This window comes from Roseibium litorale (assembly GCF_014842915.1).
Taxonomy (GTDB): Bacteria; Pseudomonadota; Alphaproteobacteria; order Rhizobiales; family Stappiaceae; genus Roseibium; species Roseibium litorale.
Genome location: NZ_JACYXI010000019.1, coordinates 37,302 through 58,767, shown reverse-complemented (window position 1 = coordinate 58,767; position 21,466 = coordinate 37,302). Strand labels below are relative to the sequence as shown.

General features: G+C 60.4%; 17 protein-coding genes and 1 tRNA gene. 8 read left to right on the top strand and 10 right to left on the bottom strand.

The window, feature by feature from the left end:
- The 4 genes from IG616_RS22890 to aat form a co-directional block, all read left to right on the top strand.
- Positions 1-199, top strand: a 199-nt coding sequence (locus IG616_RS22890) for a hypothetical protein (protein ID WP_209007935.1), incomplete at its 5' end; no start/stop codon positions are given.
- 326 nt (positions 200-525) lie between these two features.
- Complete coding sequence (accB, locus tag IG616_RS21200; protein WP_192150672.1) at positions 526-1,020, top strand: acetyl-CoA carboxylase biotin carboxyl carrier protein; 495 nt, start codon at positions 526-528, stop codon at positions 1,018-1,020.
- A gap of 13 nt (positions 1,021-1,033) precedes the next feature.
- The gene (gene accC, locus IG616_RS21195; RefSeq protein ID WP_192150670.1) at positions 1,034-2,374 is read left to right on the top strand and encodes an acetyl-CoA carboxylase biotin carboxylase subunit; all 1,341 of its coding nucleotides are present in this window, start codon (positions 1,034-1,036) and stop codon (positions 2,372-2,374) included.
- 52 nt (positions 2,375-2,426) lie between these two features.
- Positions 2,427-3,113, top strand: coding sequence for a leucyl/phenylalanyl-tRNA--protein transferase (aat, locus tag IG616_RS21190; RefSeq protein WP_192150668.1), 687 nt, complete (start codon positions 2,427-2,429; stop codon positions 3,111-3,113).
- Here aat and IG616_RS21185 read toward each other — a convergent pair.
- From IG616_RS21185 to IG616_RS21160, 6 genes are all read right to left on the bottom strand, one after another.
- Positions 3,099-4,346 (bottom strand): hypothetical protein, encoded by a 1,248-nt coding sequence (locus tag IG616_RS21185; RefSeq protein ID WP_192150666.1) that lies wholly within the window; start codon positions 4,344-4,346, stop codon positions 3,099-3,101. The genes aat and IG616_RS21185 overlap by 15 nt on opposite strands.
- A gap of 98 nt (positions 4,347-4,444) precedes the next feature.
- Positions 4,445-4,945: a DUF2155 domain-containing protein gene (locus IG616_RS21180; RefSeq protein WP_192150674.1), complete on the bottom strand. Its 501-nt coding sequence runs from the start codon at positions 4,943-4,945 to the stop codon at positions 4,445-4,447.
- 162 nt (positions 4,946-5,107) lie between these two features.
- Positions 5,108-8,038: a valine--tRNA ligase gene (locus IG616_RS21175; protein ID WP_192150664.1), complete on the bottom strand. Its 2,931-nt coding sequence runs from the start codon at positions 8,036-8,038 to the stop codon at positions 5,108-5,110.
- A gap of 199 nt (positions 8,039-8,237) precedes the next feature.
- Positions 8,238-9,005 carry a DUF2497 domain-containing protein gene (locus IG616_RS23395; protein ID WP_192150662.1) on the bottom strand — a complete coding sequence of 256 codons (768 nt, stop codon included), beginning with the start codon at positions 9,003-9,005 and terminating at the stop codon, positions 8,238-8,240.
- A gap of 268 nt (positions 9,006-9,273) precedes the next feature.
- Positions 9,274-10,629 (bottom strand): TolC family outer membrane protein, encoded by a 1,356-nt coding sequence (locus IG616_RS21165; RefSeq protein WP_209007933.1) that lies wholly within the window; start codon positions 10,627-10,629, stop codon positions 9,274-9,276.
- Between the two features lie 241 nt (positions 10,630-10,870).
- Positions 10,871-11,530 carry a protein-L-isoaspartate O-methyltransferase family protein gene (locus IG616_RS21160; protein WP_192150658.1) on the bottom strand — a complete coding sequence of 220 codons (660 nt, stop codon included), beginning with the start codon at positions 11,528-11,530 and terminating at the stop codon, positions 10,871-10,873.
- 245 nt (positions 11,531-11,775) lie between these two features.
- Between IG616_RS21160 and IG616_RS21155 the strand changes: the two genes are divergently transcribed.
- The 4 genes from IG616_RS21155 (at position 11,776) to IG616_RS21140 (ending at position 14,645) form a co-directional block, all read left to right on the top strand.
- A tRNA-Cys gene (locus IG616_RS21155) sits at positions 11,776-11,849 on the top strand.
- A 169-nt stretch (positions 11,850-12,018) separates the two neighbouring features.
- Positions 12,019-13,029: a threonine-phosphate decarboxylase CobD gene (gene cobD, locus IG616_RS21150; protein ID WP_192150655.1), complete on the top strand. Its 1,011-nt coding sequence runs from the start codon at positions 12,019-12,021 to the stop codon at positions 13,027-13,029.
- Positions 13,023-13,997 (top strand): adenosylcobinamide-phosphate synthase CbiB, encoded by a 975-nt coding sequence (cbiB, locus tag IG616_RS21145; protein ID WP_192150653.1) that lies wholly within the window; start codon positions 13,023-13,025, stop codon positions 13,995-13,997. Before cobD ends, cbiB begins: the two co-directional genes overlap by 7 nt.
- A gap of 33 nt (positions 13,998-14,030) precedes the next feature.
- Complete coding sequence (locus tag IG616_RS21140; RefSeq protein ID WP_192150651.1) at positions 14,031-14,645, top strand: DUF938 domain-containing protein; 615 nt, start codon at positions 14,031-14,033, stop codon at positions 14,643-14,645.
- A gap of 198 nt (positions 14,646-14,843) precedes the next feature.
- Here IG616_RS21140 and IG616_RS21135 read toward each other — a convergent pair whose 3' ends face one another.
- Genes IG616_RS21135 through cobN form a run of 4 tightly spaced genes read right to left on the bottom strand, consistent with a single transcriptional unit; the run spans position 14,844 to position 21,441 of the window.
- A complete protein-coding gene (locus IG616_RS21135; protein ID WP_192150649.1) occupies positions 14,844-16,319 on the bottom strand; it encodes a cobyric acid synthase in 1,476 nt (491 codons plus the stop codon).
- Between the two features lie 49 nt (positions 16,320-16,368).
- Positions 16,369-16,836 (bottom strand): GNAT family N-acetyltransferase, encoded by a 468-nt coding sequence (locus IG616_RS21130; RefSeq protein WP_192150647.1) that lies wholly within the window; start codon positions 16,834-16,836, stop codon positions 16,369-16,371.
- 13 nt (positions 16,837-16,849) lie between these two features.
- Positions 16,850-17,482 carry a cob(I)yrinic acid a,c-diamide adenosyltransferase gene (cobO, locus tag IG616_RS21125; RefSeq protein ID WP_192150645.1) on the bottom strand — a complete coding sequence of 211 codons (633 nt, stop codon included), beginning with the start codon at positions 17,480-17,482 and terminating at the stop codon, positions 16,850-16,852.
- Positions 17,479-21,441 (bottom strand): cobaltochelatase subunit CobN, encoded by a 3,963-nt coding sequence (cobN, locus tag IG616_RS21120; RefSeq protein ID WP_192150643.1) that lies wholly within the window; start codon positions 21,439-21,441, stop codon positions 17,479-17,481. The genes cobO and cobN overlap by 4 nt, the downstream gene beginning before the upstream one ends.
- Positions 21,442-21,466 lie beyond the last annotated feature (25 nt).

Genomic DNA, 21,466 nt, shown 5'->3' with positions numbered 1-21,466 from the left:
GATCTTTGGGAACAAGCTGATCGAGCGTCACAATCTCGAGCGCTGTCTGGGCGGGGCCGGGCTTCTTCAACATAAAGACACTGAATCAAAAACCACAAGCAAATGCTACGGGTTTGTCAGCAGTCTGCGCCTCCGGCTTTCCCTTGTTCGGGTCTGCCTCTCCTCCAGCCCGCGATCCTTCGGCTTCCGGCACGCCTGACAGCGGCAAACGGAAGCCTGATCAAGGGGTTTCGGACCGGAACTTGCTGGATAAGCCGCAAGGCTTCCAGCAAACAGGGCTTTTCCTCGCCTCATTCAATGCCTATAAGGTGGCTGACCCGGCGCTGGGGACCTCGGCGCCGGACCCTTGAGATTGACAGTTGCCCCGTGAGCCAGACCTGGCCTGGGGCAGCTTATCTGTCGTGAGACCCGACGCCGGTCCGCGCCCTTGGCCAAGCCTAAGGAGCACGGAAAAGCCTTATGCCGGACTTCTTTCCGGTCAGGCCAGGCCCGGCACTCGTGGCCCAAAGACGAAAGCCGAGTGGAATGTCGAAAGAAAACAAGAAATTTGACACGGACCTGATCCGCGACCTCGCCATCCTGCTGGATGAGACGAACCTCAGCGAAATCGAAGTCGAGCAGGCTGATGTGCGGATCCGGGTTGCCCGTCAGGTTCAGCCGGTGACCGTCGCAGCACCCGTTGCCGCTGCTGCCCCGGCCGCAGCACCCGTTGCCGCTGCTGCCCCGGCCGCAGCTCCCGTTGCAGCGGCCCCGGCTGCCGCTCCTGCAGCAGCCTCCGGCCCGCATCCGGGTTCCATTACCTCCCCGATGGTCGGCACCGCTTATCTCTCCCCGGAACCGGGCGCCCGCCCCTATATTCAGGTTGGCGACAAGGTCAGCGAAGGTCAGACGATCCTGATCATCGAAGCCATGAAGACCATGAACCACATCCCGGCGTCCAAGTCCGGCACCGTGAAGGAAATTCTCGTGTCTGATGCGCAGCCGGTCGAATTCGGCGAACCGCTCATCATCGTTGAGTAAGGGGCGCCCCGGCATGTTCTCCAAGATCCTCATTGCCAACCGTGGTGAGATTGCCCTCCGCATCCTGCGCGCTTGCAAGGAGCTGGGCATTTCAACGGTGGCGGTCCATTCGACGGCGGATGCGAACGCCATGCACGTGCGCCTGGCAGACGAAAGCGTCTGCATCGGACCGCCCGCTGCCCGCGACAGCTACCTGAACATTCCCCAGCTTCTAGCTGCGTGTGAAATCACTGGTGCGGACGCTGTCCACCCGGGATACGGTTTCCTGTCGGAGAACGCCAAGTTCGCCGAGATCCTGGAAGCGCACAACATCGTCTTTATCGGCCCGACCTCCGAGCATATCCGGATCATGGGTGACAAGATCCAGGCCAAACAGACGGCCAAGGATCTCGGCATCCCGGTTGTTCCCGGCTCCGATGGCGCTGTGACCCCGCAGGACGATGCCCATGCGATCGCCCGCGAGATCGGCTACCCGGTTCTCGTGAAGGCGGCAGCAGGCGGCGGCGGCCGCGGCATGAAGGTCGCCAAGACCGAAGCCGATCTGGACAACGCCCTCTCCACCGCCCGTGCGGAAGCCAAGGCCGCCTTTGGCGACGATGCGCTCTATATGGAGAAGTATCTCGGCAAGCCGCGCCACATCGAGATCCAGGTTCTGGGCGATGGCAAGGGCAATGCAGTTCACCTCGGTGAGCGCGACTGCTCCCTGCAGCGCCGCCACCAGAAGGTTCTGGAAGAAGCCCCCTCGCCCTGCCTGAACAAGGAACAGCGCGAGAAGATCGGCGAGATCGTGGCCAGCGCCATGCGCAAGCTCAAGTACCGCGGCGTCGGCACGATCGAATTCCTCTATGAAAACGGCGAGTTCTATTTCATCGAAATGAACACCCGCCTTCAGGTGGAACATCCGGTAACGGAAATGATCACCGGCATCGATCTGGTCAACGAGCAGATCCGCATTGCAGCCGGCGGCTCGCTGGACATGACCCAGGAGGACATCACCTTCGAAGGTCATGCCATCGAATGCCGTATCAATGCCGAAGACCCACGCACCTTCGCGCCATCACCCGGCACGATCACCTACTACCACCCGCCGGGAGGTCTCGGCGTGCGCGTCGACAGCGGTGTCTATCAGGGCTACAAGATCCCGCCCTATTACGACAGTCTCATCGGCAAGCTGATCGTGCATGGCCGCAACCGCGTGGAATGCATGATGCGTCTGCGCCGCTGCCTGGACGAGTTCGTCGTGGACGAGATCAAGACCACCATCCCGCTGTTCCGCGATCTGGTGGACAACCAGGATATTGCCAACGGCCAGTACGATATTCATTGGCTGGAAAAGTATCTGGAAGCAAAATAGGACCGACCGACAGGGTCAGTCCCGAAAAGTGACCGGATGAATGGCCTGAAGAATGGCAAGTCATAGCGACGACATCCTTCTGGAAATCACGCCGCAGGTGTTGCTCAAAGCATATGCCTGCGGCCTGTTCCCCATGGCGGAATCCGCCGAAGATGACACCCTGTTCTGGATCGAGCCGGAACTGCGCGGCATCCTTCCTCTCAATCATTTCCATCTGCCCAAGCGTCTCAAGCGCACCCTGCGCTCGGACAAGTTCGAGATCCGCGTCGACACGGATTTCAAGGGCGTCATCGATGGCTGCGCCGGCAGCGGGCCGGACAGGCCCCAGACCTGGATCAACAGCGAAATCCGCCGCCTCTACGGAGCCTTGTTCGAGCAAGGCTACTGCCACACCGTCGAAGCCTGGCACGACGGCGAGCTGGCAGGCGGCCTTTATGGCATCAGCCTCAATGGCGTGTTCTTTGGCGAGAGCATGTTCACCCGTGTCACTGACGCGTCCAAGATCTGCCTCACCCATCTGGTGGCCCGCCTGATTGCGGGCAGCTACAGACTGCTCGACACCCAGTTCCTGACCGAGCACCTCGCCCGCTTCGGCACCATCGAGATCAGCCGGGATATCTATTCTGACCTGCTCGACGATGCCCTGCGGGAGGAAGGCGACTTCTTCGCCCTGCCCCCGCAGGTCACCGGAGAGGAAGTGATCGCGGTGCTGGACAAGGTCACGTCAGATCGTCTCTAGAACGGCCTGCACGAGATCATTCTCATTGGTTGCCCCGAAGCCGGGAACACTCAAGGGAACAGACAAGGTCACAATTTCCTTGTCCTGCGCTCCCAGCAAGGTGATGGTCGAAGAAAGTTCAAAGCTTCCAGACTGCAAAAGCGTGTCGGCAACGTAGCCGCCGGCACCAATTGTGATCTTGAAAGTCTTCTTTGAGTTCTTCTCCTTCTTGTTCTCCACTTCCTGGCTGCGTGAGTTGGAATAGGTATAGCCAGCGATTTGGCCGATTGCCACGCTTGCACTAGAGGCGGCCGTTAGGGTGAAGCTCGGAATGGCTACGGAGAAATCACTTTTCTTCACCGAAGCAACAAGGCTGCGATAGCTCCACAGGCTTGAATCCTCCATCTCGATCGCTAGATCCTGTCCCGAAAAGTTCGGCGAATATGGGATCTGGAATGAGATAGCCTGAACACCCTCATCAGGAACAAGGTCACTCGAGGAAAGCTTGACAGTTGAAACCAGCCCCAGATTGGAAATGTACTGGTTCGACTGGCCGCTCACCTCACGATAGGAAATGTTGGAAATCTCTGTCTTCTTGTCAGGACTCAAGGGATAGAAGTTCAAAGAAACATCGTTCACCTCGTAGTCTATAATATAGTCTTTGTTCTTCTGGTTGTACTCAGAGACAATGGCAAGACAGGCTGCTTTCACTTCATCGGCGCTCTTGTTGATGACATCGATGGTGGCAAACTTGGTCTTGTCCGAACAAATGATCAGATTCCGGGCTTGCCCAAGTTCGGTCGTGTACTCGATGAAAAAGGCGACGAGCCTGCGCTTGTAGCGAAGATCCTTGTCACTCTGCGCGATCGCAGCCCTCGCGTAGTAGGTCGTGACAGCCTTGAAATTTGCCATGTTGTTGAACGGCAATATCTGCGTTGCCAAGGCCTTTGGCACCGGAATCGCTGATCCCACGTGATAGATCCGCCCGGTCTGGGTTGAAGCGGAAAGACTTTGAAGCGGATACAGCCCCGCTGGATCAGGCCCTCCCTTAAAACCGAAGACAAGGGCCGAAAAATCAAGCGCCTCAGCAGAGTTGCAAATCAGCTTGTCCAGATCTTCCCTCTGAAGAAAGGGCGAAAGGAGCGGATTGCAGAGATCGTCTGCCCCCTTCAGCCGGCGGTCCATCCGCTGCTTGATCGTGGCTAACGTGTCCGCAAAGTTGGCATCGTCGCTTGGATAGCTCACATATTGCATTTTCAGCCTCACATCTGTTGGAGAACCATCTCCACACGTAGACGTGAGACGCGCAGTTTCGTGACACGAACTGCGCTACATAGTTTCACTTCTCTCAATCACGGCTTGGCGGCGGGAACCTTGAGGCCGCCTTGGCTGCCATCATCCGGGCCCGCAAGCGGGTCCTGGTCAGCGGGCGTCTCCTGGCTCACAGGAGGGCCGTCGTAATTGGCGGGGGGCGGAACGGAGGACGAGGTCTTGCAGTCCGTCAGCCAGACGTCATAGACAGGATGCTCGACGCCCGACAGGCCGGGGCTTGCGGCATACATCCAGCCGGAGAAGATCCGCCGGACCTCATTGTTGAGGGTGATTTCATCCACCTGAACAAAGCCGACCGTCAGCGGGTTTTCCGTTGCCGGGCGCGTGTGGCAGACCTTAGGGGTGACCTGCAGCGCGCCGAACTGGACCGTCTCGCCAACATAGACGTCGAAGGAAATGATCCGGCCTGTGATCTTGTCGAGACCGGAGAAGACCGCGACCGGGTTCTCTATGACATCATCGGCCTGCGCCGCACTCCCCGGAAATCCGAGAGCCAGAGAAAGCCCAAGAAGGCCAGCCATCAGTGTCTGGGTCTTGAGGAAAGGCCGCATTGTCTTGCTCATCTCGTGAAGCCGCATCGAATCTCAGTCTGCCGGTTGGTCACCATGTCGAGGTCGGTAGCATCGGAATAAGGCCCGGAAAAGACAAGATCTCCGCCGGGCCTTATTCCTTTTCTCAAGTGGTCAGCCGATCTCGGCAAGACGGCTGAGCGCAACCTTGATCTTGTCCAGCTTGCCCTGGGCTTCCGCGATCTTTTCCTTTTCGCCGTCGACCACCTCTTCAGGGGCCTTTGCCAGGAAGCCGGGGTTGGAAAGCTTCTTCTCGATCTTGGAGATTTCAGCTTCCAGCTTGCCGGCATCCTTGCTCAACCGGGCCTGTTCAGCAGCAAGGTCGATGACACCTTCCAGCGGAATGCAGAAGGTGGCTTCACCGACGATGATCTGAGCAGATCCAGCGGGTGCGACCTCGGCGATGGCAATGCCTTCGGCGCGGGCAAGACGCTGAATCGCAGCCTCATGGGTGGCGATCCGGGCCTTGGTCACATCACCGGCGCCAACCACGACCAGTTGAACCTTCGCCCCTGCCGGAATGTTCATTTCGGCACGGACAGACCGGATTTCGGAAATGAGACCGACTAGCCAGTTGATCTCGTCAGCAGCTTCTTCATCCGACACGGCGGCCTGCGGCCACTCGGTCACGACCAGCAGCTTGTCAGCCTTTACACCGGCATCACCCATTCGCGCCCAGAGTTCTTCCGTCAGGAAGGGCATGAACGGGTGGAGGATCTTCAGGATCTCGTCCATGGCCCAGGCTGCGGTGGCGCGGGTCTCGGCCTTTGCAGCCTCATCATCCCCGTTGAACACCGGCTTGGCCAGCTCCAGGAACCAGTCGCAATAGGTGTTCCAGACGAAGCGGTAGACAGCACCCGACGCGTCATTGAAGCGGTAGGCTTCCAGAGCCTCGGTCACTTCTGCCGCGCATTTGCCGACTTCCGTCGCAATCCAGCGGTTGAGGGTCAGGGTCGTGGTGGACGGATCAAATCCCGCCACGCGCCGGCATTCGTTCATCTCGGCAAAGCGCGCCGCGTTCCAAAGTTTGGTCGCAAAGCGCTGACCACCTTCAGCCGCCTGATCGGACATGCGCAGTGTCCGGCGGCCCTGCACTTCCTGGCTGGCAAGCGCATAGCGGGTCGCATCGGCGCCGAACCGGTCGATAAGGTCGAGCGGATCGAGAACGTTGCCGACGGACTTGGACATCTTCTTGCCCTGGGCGTCGACCACGATCGAGTTGATATAGACCGTATGGAACGGCACTTCCTTCATGAAGTGGATGCCCTGCATCATCATCCGGGCAACCCAGAAGAAAATGATGTCAAAGCCGGTGATCAGAACGTCGGTCTTGTAGTAACGCTCCAGTTCCGGCGTCTGGTTCGGCCAGCCTAGGGTCGAGAACGGCCACAGCGCGGAGGAGAACCAGGTGTCGAGAACGTCCTCGTCGCGGGTCAGCGCCTTGCCGCCCGCCATCTCAATGGCCTTCTCTTCGCTTTCCGCGCAATATTCCTTGCCGTCTTCATCATACCAGACCGGGATCTGGTGGCCCCACCAAAGCTGACGCGAGATACACCAGGGCTGAATGTCGTTCAGCCAGTTGTAATAGGTCTTGTCCCAGTTGCCCGGAACGAACTTCGTCTCTCCGTCCTGAACAGCCTTCAGGGCGGGTTCCGCAAGGGTCTTGGCATCGACGAACCACTGGTCGGTCAGCATCGGCTCGATGACGACCTTGGAGCGGTCACCATAGGGCTGCATGATCTTCTTGGATTCGACCATCGGCAGAAGCGCCTGGGCTTCCTCGTCTTCACCAAGCGGGCGGACGACAGCCTTGCCAGCAACGGTCCACTCAGGCGCACGGCCCTTCATCCAGGCAACGTCCGGATGATCGGCCGGCACCATCACAGCCAGGCCTTCAGCCGTGATCTGATCGATGACGCGCTTGCGCGCTTCGTAGCGGTCCAGACCGCGCAGGTCTTCCGGAACGATGTTGATCGCATCAACTTCGTTGATGGTGAAAGCCGCGCCTTCGATGATCGCCTGCGCCTTCGCCGCTTCTTCCGCGTAAGGCGCCCCGTCAGAGCGCATGGCGGCTTTGGTGTCCATCAACCGGTACATCGGAATGTTGTTGCGCTGAGCAACCCCATTGTCGTTGAAGTCATGGGCGCCGGTGATCTTCACAGCACCGGAGCCGAAGGCCGGATCCGGATACTCGTCGGTGATGATCGGGATCAGGCGGCGGTGCTCTTTCGGGCCAACCGGGATCTCGCACAGCTTGCCGATAATTGGCTTATAGCGCTCATCGGAGGGATGAACGGCAACAGCGCCATCACCCAGCATGGTTTCCGGACGGGTAGTGGCGATGGAGATATAGTCGCGGGTCTCGCGAAGGGTGACGTTCCCCTCCTCGTCCTTCTCGACATACTCGTAGGTTTCACCGCCAGCGAGCGGATACTTGAAGTGCCACATGTGGCCGTCGGACTCGATGTTCTCGACTTCAAGATCGGAGATCGCCGTTTCGAACTTCGGGTCCCAGTTCACCAGGCGCTTGGAGCGGTAGATCAGACCTTCATTGTAAAGGTCGACAAAGACCTTCAGCACAGCCGCCGACAGGTTCGGCGACATGGTGAACTCGGTCCGGCTCCAGTCGCAGGAAGCACCAAGGCGCTTGAGCTGTCCAAGAATCGTGCCTTCGGACTTGCGCTTCTGTTCCCAGACCCGCTCGACAAAGGCTTCTCGGCCCATTTCCCGGCGGCCCGGCTGCTGGTTAGCGGCCAACTCCCGCTCGACCACCATCTGGGTCGCAATGCCCGCGTGGTCGGTGCCCGGCTGCCACAGAACGTCATAGCCCTGCATGCGCTTCCAGCGGATCAGAATGTCCTGCAGCGTGTTGTTGAGCGCATGGCCCATGTGCAGGGACCCGGTCACGTTCGGCGGCGGGATCACGATGGTAAAGGCGTCCGCGCCTTCCTTGGCGCCGGCTCCAGCCTTGAAGGCTTCCGCCTTTTCCCAGGTTTCATAGATCCGCGGTTCAACGCTCGCCGCGTCGTAGGTCTTCTCAAGCATTGAAAAATCTCGGGCAAATGTGTGATTGAGCCGTGTAAATCGGATGCAGCCGGTCAAGTCAACAGAAGACAGGGGCAGAGCCAGGGAATTGCCCCAGGAAGGGCCAGCGGAGCGGGCAAAAGAGCCGGGTAGACACCGTCTGGAAAGCAAAACGCCGCCCTCTTCAGGCGGCGCAGATGCCATTTTGGAAGATACCGGGTTACCGGCGGCGGGTAACCCGCTCGATTTCCTTTTGAACCAGCTGTTCGACCAGACCCGGCAGATTCTGATCGAGCCAAGCCTTCAGCATGGGCCGCAGCATCTCCTTGATCAGATCCTCAACCGTCTGGGCATTGCCCACATAAAGGCTCGCCAGATTGCTGAAAGCGGCGTTGACCGCTTCACCGGTATCATCCGATGTCAGCGGATCATCGTCTTCAAGCTCTGGCAGATCGTCGAGGGGAACAGGCTTTGTTTTCGTAACGGAAGCGGCTTTGGGCTTTGGCGCAGGAGCAGCAGCTGCGGCAACCTCCAGAGCCTCCATGGCACTTGCCATGTCCAGAGACTCGTCTTCTTCTTCCTCGGGAGCGAAGGTGACGTCATTTTCCTCAATGGCTTCCGAAATCCCGTCTTCCGCCACATCGTCTTCGGAAAGAGCGAGGTCTTCCGTCAGTTCCAGAACGTCTTCATCTTCGTCTGTGTCTTCTTCAGCCGCCGCCATTGCGGCTTCCATATCGCTGTCGGCAGCCGCCTCATCCAGATCGTCATCGCCGTCCATGTCGAACAGCTTGTCGAGATCGTCCTGAGACATTTCGGTTGCGTCGCCCATGTCGTCCTCTACCTCGAAGTCCGCAGGGTTATCGTCTTGGTCCGCAGAGCCAGCGGCCCCCGCTTGCTCAGCCGGGGCTTCCTCATCGGATATGATACGGCGGATCGATGCGAGGATTTCCTCCATCGACGGCTCTTCAGCCGGACTCGCCTTCGCCATGCCTTCCCCCAAGATACAAATACGGCAACACACTCGAATCACTCAGGACAAACCTGAACGAACAGTTAACCGAAATTATAAGGTGCCGGAGCAGTCCGCGTGAACCCAAGTCACCAGCGTCCTTCTCCTTTTCCCCTTTTAAAGTACCGAGGGACGCTCAAACTAACGCAACAGGCGCCGGTTGGGAGCCGGCGCCTGTTGCAAAGGTTAGTGTATCGCAAATCCGGTGGCTAAGCTTTACCGGCTCAGGTTTTTATCAGCTTGGGTATTACCGGCCGTCAGGCGTGCGGAGACCGAACCACTTGTCGCGGACCGCCTTGTAGTGCTCCACCGGCTTGTAATGGGACACCTGCAGGCTGAGATCCTCGGCGTCCAGCCGCCCGACGGCCGACACCAGCTGATAGCCGCCAACAATACGGTTACGCTGGGCGGTGACCAGATTGACGCGCTGGTTGACCAGCTCGCGCTGCGCATCGAGCACATCCAGGGTGGTGCGCTGGCCGACACGCTGCTCTTCGATCACGCCATCAAGCGCAAGCTGCTGCGCCTCGACCGCGGACTGGGCCGCGCTGATGGATGCTTCAGCCGCCTGATAGACGCCCCATGCGGAGATGACGTTGGCGCGGACCTGTGCCCTCACGACATCCAGCTGAAGACGGGTCTGGCCGAGCTCTTCCTTGGCCTGACGGACGCGGGAGCTAACGGAACCAGCCTGATAGATCGGGATCGTCACCCGGCCAAGTACGCTCGCGGTGTTGGCCTGCGACACGGTGGTCGACGGGTTCCAGCTGCGGTTGACTGACCCTTCCAAGGAAACCGTCGGTAGCATCTCTCCCTCAATCGCCTTCACCGCGTAAATCGCGGCGTCCACCAAGTGCTGAGACTGGCGGATCAGCGGCTGCTGATCTTCCGAAATCTTAAGAGCCTCATCAACCGAGCGCGGAACCAGCCGGCTGATAGAGGTATCGGCAGACAGGTTCTTCGCCTCCGCGCCGACAACCTGGCGGTAGACCGCCCGGCTTGTGTTGAGGTTAGCCAGAGCCGTGTTCAGATTCGCCTGAGCTTCCGCGCGTCGCGCATCGGCCTGGGATACGTCCGTCCGCGTGCCTTCGCCGACATCGAACCGGTCCTTGGCGGCACGCACCTGTTCTGACAGGAACTGCAAGTCGCTGCGCTGAAGGGAAACAAGCGCGGTGTCGCGGATCACGTCGACATAGGCCTGAGCGGCGGACAGAAGCGTGTCCTGCTCGGTTGCTGCGAGGCTTTCGCGCTGCGCCTTGACCAGCGCTTCGGCCTGGCGGGTGGAATTCACCGTCCGGAAGCCGCGGAACAGCGCCTGACTGACCGACAAGCCAATGGAAGCATTGTTGCGGTAGGTCTCGAATCCATCGGAGCTGGCCCAGCTCCCTCCCCCCTGCACCGTCGCGGAGACAGTCGGGCGCCAGCCCGCGAGTGCCTGGGGCACGTTCTCGTCCACACCGCGCAGCTCAGCCCGTGCCGCATTCAGCGTCGGGTTGCTCGAATATGCGAGAGCGAGAGCTTCCTTGATCGTTTCCGCCTGTGCAGCGCTGACGGCTCCTGCCATCGCAATCGAAAGTGCCGCTGCCTTGACTGTTTTCCGCATACCCACCCAACGCTCCATGAAAGCCACTCTCACTATCAGGCGACCTAGGTAAACTGGCCAGTGTTTTCAGGCAAGCAAACAGGGGGCGCAGGGGGCTTATTTGTGGAACTGAGGCATATAGGCAACAGGTTCGCCGCCCTCAGCCCCATTTCCCTCCAAGCCAGCAAAAAGGGGACCGCACAAGCAGTCCCCTTTTAAACAGCGGGCTGTCCGGCATGCCGGACAGGAAACCAACGGGAAATCAGAAAACGAATTCGGGAGTCTTTTCAAAGCCTGGCAAAACGCCAGTCGATGCGTTGAAACCGAACCGCGAGGAAACGCTTCCGGCAGATGCACTGTAAACCCGGGCGGCAGCTGCGCCTCCCCGGCCCTCGATCACAACGAGACGGCCACCGTCCTTGAGCTGCGCCAAAAGGCTGTCCGGCAGGACATCCACGGCGCCATCGATGACGATGACATCATACGGACCTTCAGACGGGCAGCCAGCGGTCAGCTTCGCCTCGATCACAGCCGCATTCTCTATCCCGAGCTCGACGAGGACCTCTCCGGCCTTACGGGCCAGATCCGGGTTTTCCTCAACCGCGACAACCGTTCCGGCCAGGCGCGAGAGAACAGCCGCGCTGTAGCCGGTTGCAGCTCCCACGACCATGACCATGTCACCTGGGCGCACGTCAGCGAGCTGAACCAGCTTGCCGAACACGTGAGGCTTCATCAGGAACCGGCTGGCGGATGCCTCCACCGGCAGCTCTTCATCGATATAGGCAACAACCTGCTTGGACGCCGGAACGAAGCGCTCACGGGGCACCCATTCCATCGCGTCCAGAATCCGGTGATCCGTCACATCGTTGGTACGCAGCTGGTTGTCCACCATCTTTCTGCGGGACTGTGCAAAGTCAGTCATCTCGACCCTCATCTCGGTAGCCGGTCTTTCTCCCCCGGTTCATTAGCGAGTGAGAGAGTGGCTGACAAGCGCCAGAATGCGCCCATCCCCCAGCTGCCGTCAAATTGGTCATCCACATCCCTCGCTTTTTTACGCATTTGTCTTATTGAGCTTTTCACGAGGCTCTGCTAATCACCTCGCCAGTCAGCTGGTGCGCACCACACACCGGCTAAGAACCGGCTTATAAGCAAGTGTTCGAAACGGATGGCCTCTTGGCGGAGTGGTGACGCAGCGGATTGCAAATCCGTGTACGCCGGTTCGATTCCGGCAGAGGCCTCCACTTTCTTCGTTCAAAACATCCACAAGTTGACCGAAACTTTGATTGTCTTAGCGTTCGGTTACAGCCTTATGCCGCGTTGCAGGTGGCTTTTGGGCCGTTGAAATTGCCTGCGCGGCCTGCGGGTGCTACGCGTCCACACAGGACTTTCCCGCACAGGATTTGAGCTGAGATGATTCACGGTGGAGATCTGGCCGGCGCAATGGCCCGGCACGGCGGAACGCTGGCCGACTGGCTCGATCTTTCCACGGGCATCAATCCGCACGCCTATCCGGTGTCCGGCAAGATCACGGCTGAGTCGTGGCAGCGTCTTCCTGGATCAAAACATCTCGAAAATCTGCTGACGGCCGCGCGCGCAGCCTACCGCATCCCGAAGCATCTGGGGCTGACCGCCGCCCCTGGCACACAGGCACTGATCGCCCAATTGCCCTACCTGCTGCCCGATGGCCCGATTGCGATCCTCGGCCCGACCTATTCCAGCCACAGGGCAAGCTGGACCCGCGCTGGCCGGACTGTTCTCGATTGCAGTTCTCTTCAAGAGGCAAAAGACAGCGACGCCGCCATTCTGCTTCTCGTCAATCCGAACAATCCGGATGGCCGCGTGACCGCTCCTCAGGAGCTTCTGGAACTTGCCCGCGCGCGCAGCGTCAACGGCCAGTGGCTAATCGTGGATGAAGCCTTTGCGGATGTGGATCCGGATTGCAGCCTGCTGCCTCACCTCTCGGGTGAAAACGTTGCAGTCCTGCGCTCCTTCGGCAAGTTCTATGGTCTTGCCGGTCTGCGCCTCGGCTTTTTAGCCGCGCCCGCCGGAATTTGTGACGCCATGGCGCAGCGGCTCGACAGCTGGGCGGTCAGCGGACCGGCGCTTGAGGTCGGCGCCGCCGCTCTTTCCGATACCTCCTGGCAAGGTGCCATGCGGCAGCAGCTTGCGCGGGAAATGGCCGGTCTTCAGGCGGTTTTGACCGGTTGCGGCATGGAGATCCTCGGCGGCACGCCGCTCTATGTCCTGATCCGGCATGAGCAAGCCGAAAACCTGCACAGGTGTCTGGCCACACAGAAGATCTGGACCCGTATCTTTGACTTTGACGCGAACCTCATGCGCCTCGGACTTCCCGGGTCCGATTACGGACTGCTGCGTCTGAACGGCGCCTTGAAGCGCTTTTCGAAGGGGCTGTCATGCTGACTGACGGCAACACGCTTCTTCTGCTGCTTGCCGCGCTTGCGCTCGATGCGCTGGTGGGAGACCCGGATTGGCTCTGGCGCCGTCTGCCCCATCCGGTGGTGTGGATCGGCAAGCTGATCGCGGCCCTGGAAACCCGCCTCAACAGCTCTTCGTTTCCGCCAGAAATGCGCAAGCGCAACGGCGTGATCACTCTGCTGATTCTTTTGGGGAGCAGTCTCACACTCGGACTTTTCCTGACCTGGCTCAGCAATCAATTTGCCTTTGGCGGCGTGATCACGATTTTGATCGTGGCCGTTCTGATTGCCCAGAAGAGCCTTTACGAACATGTCGCCGCCGTCCGTGACGGGCTCAAGCAGGGGGGCTTGCGTGGCGGGCGCAAGGCCGTGGCCATGATTGTCGGGCGTGATCCGGAGCAGCTGGACGAGGCAGGCGTCAGCCGGGCCGCGATCGAATCCTGCGCCGAGAACTTCTCCGACGGCATCGTTGCGCCGGTGTTCTGGTTTGCCGTTCTGGGACTGCCGGGTCTCATTGCCTACAAGGCGGTCAACACAGCCGATTCCATGATCGGTCATAAAAACGAGCGCTATCAGGACTTTGGCTGGGCTTCCGCCCGCTTCGACGACCTGATCAACCTGCCCGCCTCCCGGCTTGCAGGGCTGCTTCTGGCCGGGGCTGCCAGACTTGGAAGAGGCTCTACGGCCCACTCCTTCAAAATCATGGTGCGGGACGCTCACCAGCACCGCTCGCCCAATGCCGGCTGGCCGGAAGCAGCAATGGCCGGCGCCCTGTCCCTGGCCCTGGCCGGTCCCCGCGTCTACCCGGGCTACAAGGTCGATGATCCTTACATGAACCCGGAGGGCCGCAGGCTGGCGAATGCGGAGGATATTGGGGCTGCTTTGCGGGTTTACACAGGCGCTTGCGCAATACAGGCGTTGATCATTGGCATTTTGTCGCTAGTCTGTGGGTGACATTCCCATCGCGTCCTAATGTGAGACGAAAGCGTGCTTCCCTTTTCCGCAGCGGCCGAAAATAACAAGCGCCCCATTCTACAAATCCTCAAACAAGCTTTTTCCGGCAGCAGCCGGATCCTGGAAATCGCAAGCGGCACAGGCCAGCACGCGCTTTTCTTTGCCGAGAACCTGCCTCATCTCGACTGGCGCCCCAGCGACCTTGCCGAGCACCTTCCCGCCATCGATCAGCGCATCGTTCAGGCAGACACCCTGCTCGACAATCTCCTGGCACCGATCGAGCTGGACATTGGCGACCTGCCCTGGCCGGTCTCCTCCAGCGACTATGAAGACGCCTATGACGGCATCTTCACTGCCAATTCGCTGCACATCATCTCCTGGCCCCTCCTCGAAGCCTTCTTTGAAGGCGTGGGCGAAACGTTGAAGCCGGGCGGCACGCTCTGCGTCTATGGCGCCTTCAAATACAACGGCGCCTTCACCACTCCCAGCAACGAAGCCTTCGACAAGAACCTGAAGGAACGGGACCCTGAAAGCGGCGTCCGTGACTTTGAGGCCGTGAACGCGCTGGCCGAAAAGATCGGGCTTAAGCTCGTGGCTGATCACCCCATGCCGGCAAACAACCAGCTGCTGGTGTGGACAAGAGGCTAATAGCCCTCACCCGCCGCTGCGCGGCGACCTCTCCCAGGCTTGGGAGAGGTGGTGGAGAGGTTTTTCGGGTGGAAGTGACGTACGATACGAAAAGGTCGAGATCGTCCATGACACTGCAGCTTGCTCTGAGCGCCCCCTCTCCCCCATAATCAGGAGTGAGAGAGGGCTGGGGTGAGGGCCTTGGACACTCAGAAAAGCTCACCGTTTCCGGGCAATCTCCAGCAAGGCCCCAACATCCAGACAACCATCCAGATGCACTGCAAGCTGGTCAAGGATCGCATCGATGCTGGCGTCATAGGCGAGACCAGAGCCGGCGCCCATCTCCCTCAGGTAAACTGCGCGGAAATCATCCGACGTGAAAAGGCCGTGGACATAAGTTCCCGCGACCCGGCCATCCGCAGAGATCGCGCCGTCAGGCTTGGTGTAACCGGGCGCCGCTTCGATTTCGAGCAACGGGCGGCTGCAATCAGTGCCTTGCGTCCGGCCAATGTGGATCTCGTAGCCGGAAACGGCAGCGCCCGTGGCAACATGAAAGCCCGCGACCTGTTCCAGTTCCTTTTCAGGCGTCAGCATGGTGTCCACATCCAGAAGGCCAAGCCCGGCAACCGTTCCAACCGGGCCCTCGATCCCGTCCGGATCTGAAATCGTCTTGCCCAGCATCTGATAGCCGCCGCAAATGCCAAGAACCCGCCCGCCCCGACGGTGATGGGCAAGAAGATCGATGTCCCAGCCCTGTTTGCGCAGAAAAGCCAGATCCCCGACGGTGGATTTTGACCCTGGAAGCAGCACGAGGTCAGCATCCCCCGGCAAGGGAGTGCCGGGCTGGATCAGCTCGAGCGTCACATCCGGCTCCAGCCGCAACGGATCGAGATCATCAAAATTGGCGATTCTTGAAATCACCGGAACCACGATCTTCACCGGCCCGTTGCCGATGCCATCCGCAAGCCCCAAAGCATCCTCAGCTGGCAGCCGGTGCGCATCGGCAAACCAGGGCACGACCCCAAGTTGCTGCCAGCCGGTGCGGTTTTCGATCTCCCGTAATCCGTCGTCAAAGAGGCTGGTGTCGCCCCGGAACCGGTTGATGAAGAAGCCCTTGATCCGCTCCCGCTCGGACGGCTCCAGCACCGCGTGGGTGCCGACAAGCGAGGCGATCACACCGCCGCGGTCAATGTCGCCGCAGAGGATTACCGGCAGATCGGCAGCTTCGGCAAAGCCCATGTTGGCAATGTCGCCCGCCCTCAGATTGATCTCTGCGGGACTGCCCGCGCCCTCGACCAGAACCAGATCCGCGCCGGATTCAATTTCGGAAAAACTCTCCAGAACCTTCGGAAGCAATTGGGCTTTCTGGCGGCCATACTCCCGCGCCCGCATGGTGCCGAAGCGTCTGCCCTGCACGATCACCTGCGCGCCCGTGTCAGTTTCGGGTTTCAGCAGGATCGGGTTCATGTGGACGGTCAGCGGGACGCGCGCGCCTATGGCCTGCAACGCCTGCGCCCGGCCGATCTCGCCGCCATCGCAGGTCACGGCGGCATTGTTCGACATGTTCTGGGGTTTGAAGGGAAAGACACGCAAGCCCCGGTTGGCGAACAGGCGGCACAACCCGGCGACAATCAGGCTCTTGCCCACATTCGAGCCGGTCCCCTGGATCATCAGGGCGGGAACCCTTCGCGCCATTACGCCTCCTGTCTGAGCTGTCGCGGCGCACCGCACTCATGCGTAGTGATTAAATCAAAGACTTCCGGAAAGACCGGAAGGTCATACCCCTATGAACCTCAACCTCTCCAGTCTCGGCATAGCCAAGCGACCGGTAGAAGCGCTCAGCGGTGCCGCTGCTTTTGAGCTTTGAAGTCTTCAGCCCTGCATCAACAAAATAAGCCTCAACGGCTTCCATCAACGCTTTGCTGACACCCGAAAACCGCGCATCGGGCAGCACATAGTTCAAAAGCACCTCTCCATCGGGGGACCCCATACCGACACCGGAAACCCTGCACTCTGTAACCGCGACAAACACCGCTCCCGGACCCTCGATCCATTTAAGCGCGTTTTCGGGCGTTTTGTTCGCAATCCATCGCTCATACCGTTCAGGATCACCAAGATGATCTGGCGTGCAAAGCTCGATAATGGACCGCCGAAGCAAGTTCGCGACCTGCTCCGCGTCTTCGGCTATCGCTCTGCGCACGTCCAAGGGCATGAGGCCGCACTCCTTAAAACTCAATCCCCTCCTGCGGCTTCACGCCGGAGCGGAAGGGGTGTTTGACCTGTTCCATTTCCGTGACCAGATCCGCCACCTCAATCAGTTCGTCCTTGGCGTTGCGCCCGGTGATGACGACGTGAACATCCTCCGGCTTTTCATTTTTCAGGAAGTCCGCGACTTCTTCGACCGGCAGATAATCATAGCGCAGAACGATGTTCAGTTCATCGCAGAGAACCAGACGGAACTCGCCGCTGGTGATCATGTCCTTAGCAGCCTCCCAGGCCTGACGGGCCGCATCAATGTCGCGCTGGCGGTCCTGAGTTTCCCAGGTAAAGCCCTCACCCATGCGCTTAACCGTGACGAGGTCGGAGAACCGCTCCAGCGCCAGCCTCTCGCCCGTGTCCAGCCGCCCCTTGACGAACTGCACCACGCCGACCTTGTGGCCATGGCCGAGGGAGCGGAACACCATGCCGAAACCGGCGGTGGACTTGCCCTTGCCCTTGCCGGTGTTGACGATGATCAGGCCCTTCTCGATGGTTTTGGTGGCCATAATCTTGTCGCGGGCGGCCTTTTTCTTCTTCATCTTTTCGGCGTGGCGGGCGTTGAGTTCCTCTTCGCTCATGCCTTCGGTCTTGGCCGTCATGATGTCGTCCTCCCTTCAAGGTCTGCTGTCAGCCCGTCCAGGCGGGCATGGGTGCTGTTGCGGCGCGGCGTCCAGAGCCCGCGCCGGAGGGCCTCTTCAAAGCGGGCGAGGATTTCCTGGTAGGCTGCCGGATTGGCATCTTCCAGAAAGTCCCGCACCTTGTCATCTTCGAGATAGGCCGCAAAAAGCTGGTCGAAATGATGATCGCCCACCGCCCGCGTGGTGGCGGAAAAGGCGAAGAGATAGTCGAGCGTCGCCGATATTTCGAAGGCGCCCTTGTAGCCATGGCGCATGACACCCGCGATCCACTTCGGGTTCGCCGCCCGTCCCCGCACCACCCGGCCAATCTCTTCCGTGAGAGAGCGCACAACAGGCCGTTCGGGACGCGAATGATCGTTGTGATAGATCTTCGGCGCCTCGCCCTTCAAGGTTTCAACGGTTGCCGCCAGTCCGCCCTCGAACTGGTAGTAATCGTCGGAATCCAGGAGATCATGTTCGCGGTTGTCCTGATTGTGCAGAACCGCATCAACGCTGGAGAGACGGCTTTCAAGTTCTCCCCGCGCGGACGTTCCTGCAGCGCCGCCGCCATAGGCATAGCCGCCCCATTCCAGAAAGCTCTCGGCGAAATCGCCGCGCTCGTCCCAAATGCCTTCGTCGATCAGCGCCTGAAGACCGGCGCCATAGGCTCCCGGTTTGGAGCCGAAGACCCGGAAGCCAGCCCGGCGGAGTGACTCACCGGCATCAAGCCCCTGCCCTTCAAAGCTCAAGCTGTCTTTCAACACCCGTGCCGCAATCGGATTGGCCTCCTCCGGCTCGCTGAGGGCCGCGACGGCGCGCACCGCGCTGTCGAAAAGGTCGATCTGATGGGGAAAGGCATCACGGAAGAAGCCGGAGACCCTGAGGGTCACGTCGACGCGCGGGCGGCCAAGCTCTGCAAGGCTCATGATTTCGAACCCGGTCACCCGTCCGGAACCTGCCTCCCATACGGGCCGCGCGCCGATCAGCGCCAGCGCCTGCGCAACATCATCGCCGCCCGTGCGCATGTTGGCGGTCCCCCAGCAGGTCAGCACCACTGCCTTGGGCCACTCGCCCTCTTCCTGAAAATAGCGCTCGGCCACCAGCGAAGCTGATTGCGTGCCAAGCCGCCACGCGGTTTCTGTCGGCACGGCGCGCACATCGACGGAATAGAAATTCCGCCCCGTCGGCAGCACATCCGGCCGCCCGCGGGTCGGAGCCCCGGAGGGACCGGGCGCAACAAAGCCGCCAGAGAGTGCTGTCAGGACAGCCTGGGTTTCCGCGTGGCCTGATCCAGTGATGGCAGGGCGCAGCTCCGTTTCGATGGACTTGAGGACAGCGCGGGTGGCCGTCCAGTTTTCTTCCGGCTTGCACTCTCCGGCAACGAGCTTCTGCGCCAGCAGCTCAATCCGTTCCACCATGTCGCCGCAGGAGCGCCAGGGGTCATTGGAAAGACTATTCAGAACCTCAGGCTTGGGGCCAATCCAAGTTTCAGAAAAGTCGCAGTCGAGAGGATCGAAGAAAGCCCCCTCACCCCAGCTCTCTCCCCCATGGGGAGAGGGAGTGGCGCTCTGCTGTGCCGTAGGCTCTTGGTCCTTGTTTGGCTCGCTCTGGAATGAGGGCAACTCACCCTCATTCGCGGCGCCAGATATTTGCAGAGCCTCTCCTCCTGCGCCCTTCTCCCCACCGGGGAGAAGGTGGTCCGAAGGACCGGATGAGGGGGCATTCACCAGCCCCAGATCCTGCGCGATGGCCCGCTGCAGACTCTCCTGGTCGGGCTTTTTTCCGCGAGGGACACGGGCAAGAGCCACAAGAAGATCAGTCAGCAGGCCGCCCTCCGGGCTTTCGCCCAGAATATGCAGCCCGTCGCGGATCTGCAGTTCCTTGAGATCGCAGAGGTGGGCATCCAGACGGGCAAGTTTCGTCGCCTCATCCATATCGCTAGTGATGCCGATGTCCTGATCTAGACCATGGCGGGCTGCCACATCCAGAATGTCCCGCGTCAGCGCTTTCAGACGGCGCGGATCGACACCGCTGGCGAGATAATATTCATCGAGCAGCACCTCCAGCTCTCCGGCCACACCGTGGCTTTCGGCCCGGGTCAGCGGCGGCGTCAGGTGATCAACAATGACAGCAGAGGTCCGGCGCTTGGCCTGAGCGCCCTCGCCCGGATCATTGACGATGAACGGATAGATGTTCGGCACAGGTCCGAGCACAGCTTCCGGATAGCAGCCTTCCGACAAGGCCAGCGCCTTGCCCGGCAACCATTCCAGATTGCCATGCTTGCCCAGATGGATCACCGCATGTGCGCCGAAGGTCTCACGCAGCCAGATGTAGAAGGCGAAATAGTGGTGCGGCGGAACCAGATCCGGGGCGTGATAAGTTTCCTTGGGGTCGATGTTGTAGCCACGGGCAGGCTGGATGCCGGCCACCTGATTGCCGAACCGGTGCAGCGCCAGCCGGAACGCGCCGCCGGTCACATGCGGATCCGCCTCAGGCAGGCCCCAACGCTCCGTCACGCCGTTGCGGACGGCTTCCGGAAGACGGTTGAAGGCTTCGCGGTAGATCTCGAGCGGCAGCTCTTCAAAACCGGCTCTCTCCTTGCGCCCGGCCAGGGCATTGGTGACCCCGCCGGTCAGCACATCCATCAGCTCGCGGGAAGTCGCCGGTGCGGAGCCTGTACCGTATCCAGCCGCTTTCATGTCCTGGAGAAGCTTGGCGCAGGAGGCAGGTGTATCGAGACCCACCCCGTTGGCAATCCGGCCATCCTTGTTCGGATAGTTCGCCAGAATGAGTGCCGTCTTCTTCTCACCGGCAGGAATATGTCCCAGCCGCGCCCAATTGGCCGCCAGTCTCGCGACAAAATCGATCCGGTCAGGCACGGGAACAAACCGCACCGGCGCCGACTGGGTCAGTGGATCGAAGGTGCCTTCTTCCTTGAAGGAGACGGCCCGGCTCAGAATACGCCCATCCACCTCCGGCAGCACCACATGCATGGCAAGATCACGAATGGATAGGCCCTGATCGCTCTCTTCCCAGCCCTCCTTCGATGACGAGGAAAACACCACCTGCAGCACAGGCTTGCCCGGCGCATCCAGCGTCGTCGTCTGATGGGCTGCGCCTGCCTTGGAAACGGCAAAGGCCGTGGCATTGATCACCACATCCGGCGGGCAATCCGCAAAGAGGCTTTCCAGAACTGCGGTCGATTCTGCTTCCTTGAGCGAGGACACAAAGACCGGCAGCGCGTTGACGCCCGCCTTGTTCAGAGCCGTGATCAGCGCATCGACCGGCGCTGTCTGAGCGCCCTGAACCAGCGCCCGGTAGAAGGTGATGGCCGCCACCGGCCGGTCCGGCGCGCCCCAGGACGCTTTCAGCGCGCTTAGATCTGGCGCGGCTTGTCCGGGAAGATAGATGCCAGCCCGTGGCAAGGGCACCGGCGGCAGCGGCTCTTCAGCCAGATTCAGAATATGAGCAAGATAGCGCAAGCCATTTTGATAATTGGCCGTTCCGCCTTCGACGCAGTAACGCCAGAAGCGCCGGGCAGCCTCCAGCGGTACAGTCGACCGGCTGGCAAGATCCGCATCCCACTTGTCATCCCCCGGCACGATGACAAGCGTCACGCCATAGGCCCGCGCCTCTTCTTCCAGCCGCTCGACCCCATAGCGCCAATATTCCAGCCCGCCCAGAAGCCGGAGCGCGACGAGCTTTGATCCGCGCACGGTCCTTTCGGCATAAAGGTCCACCGAATAGGGATGCTGCAGCGCCATGATGCTGGCAAGGCGCAAGGAGGACCGATCTTCGCCAAGCCCATGATGGGCCGCGTTGAAGCTGCCCAGTTCCGTGTCGGCTGCGGAGAGAAACAGGATGTCCGCAGGCGCCTGCCCGAGATCAACCGCATCGCCACCATCATCGATCCGCCGGGTCTGGCTCGCAAGAATATGCATCAGCCGGTTACCCCGCCTTCGTCAT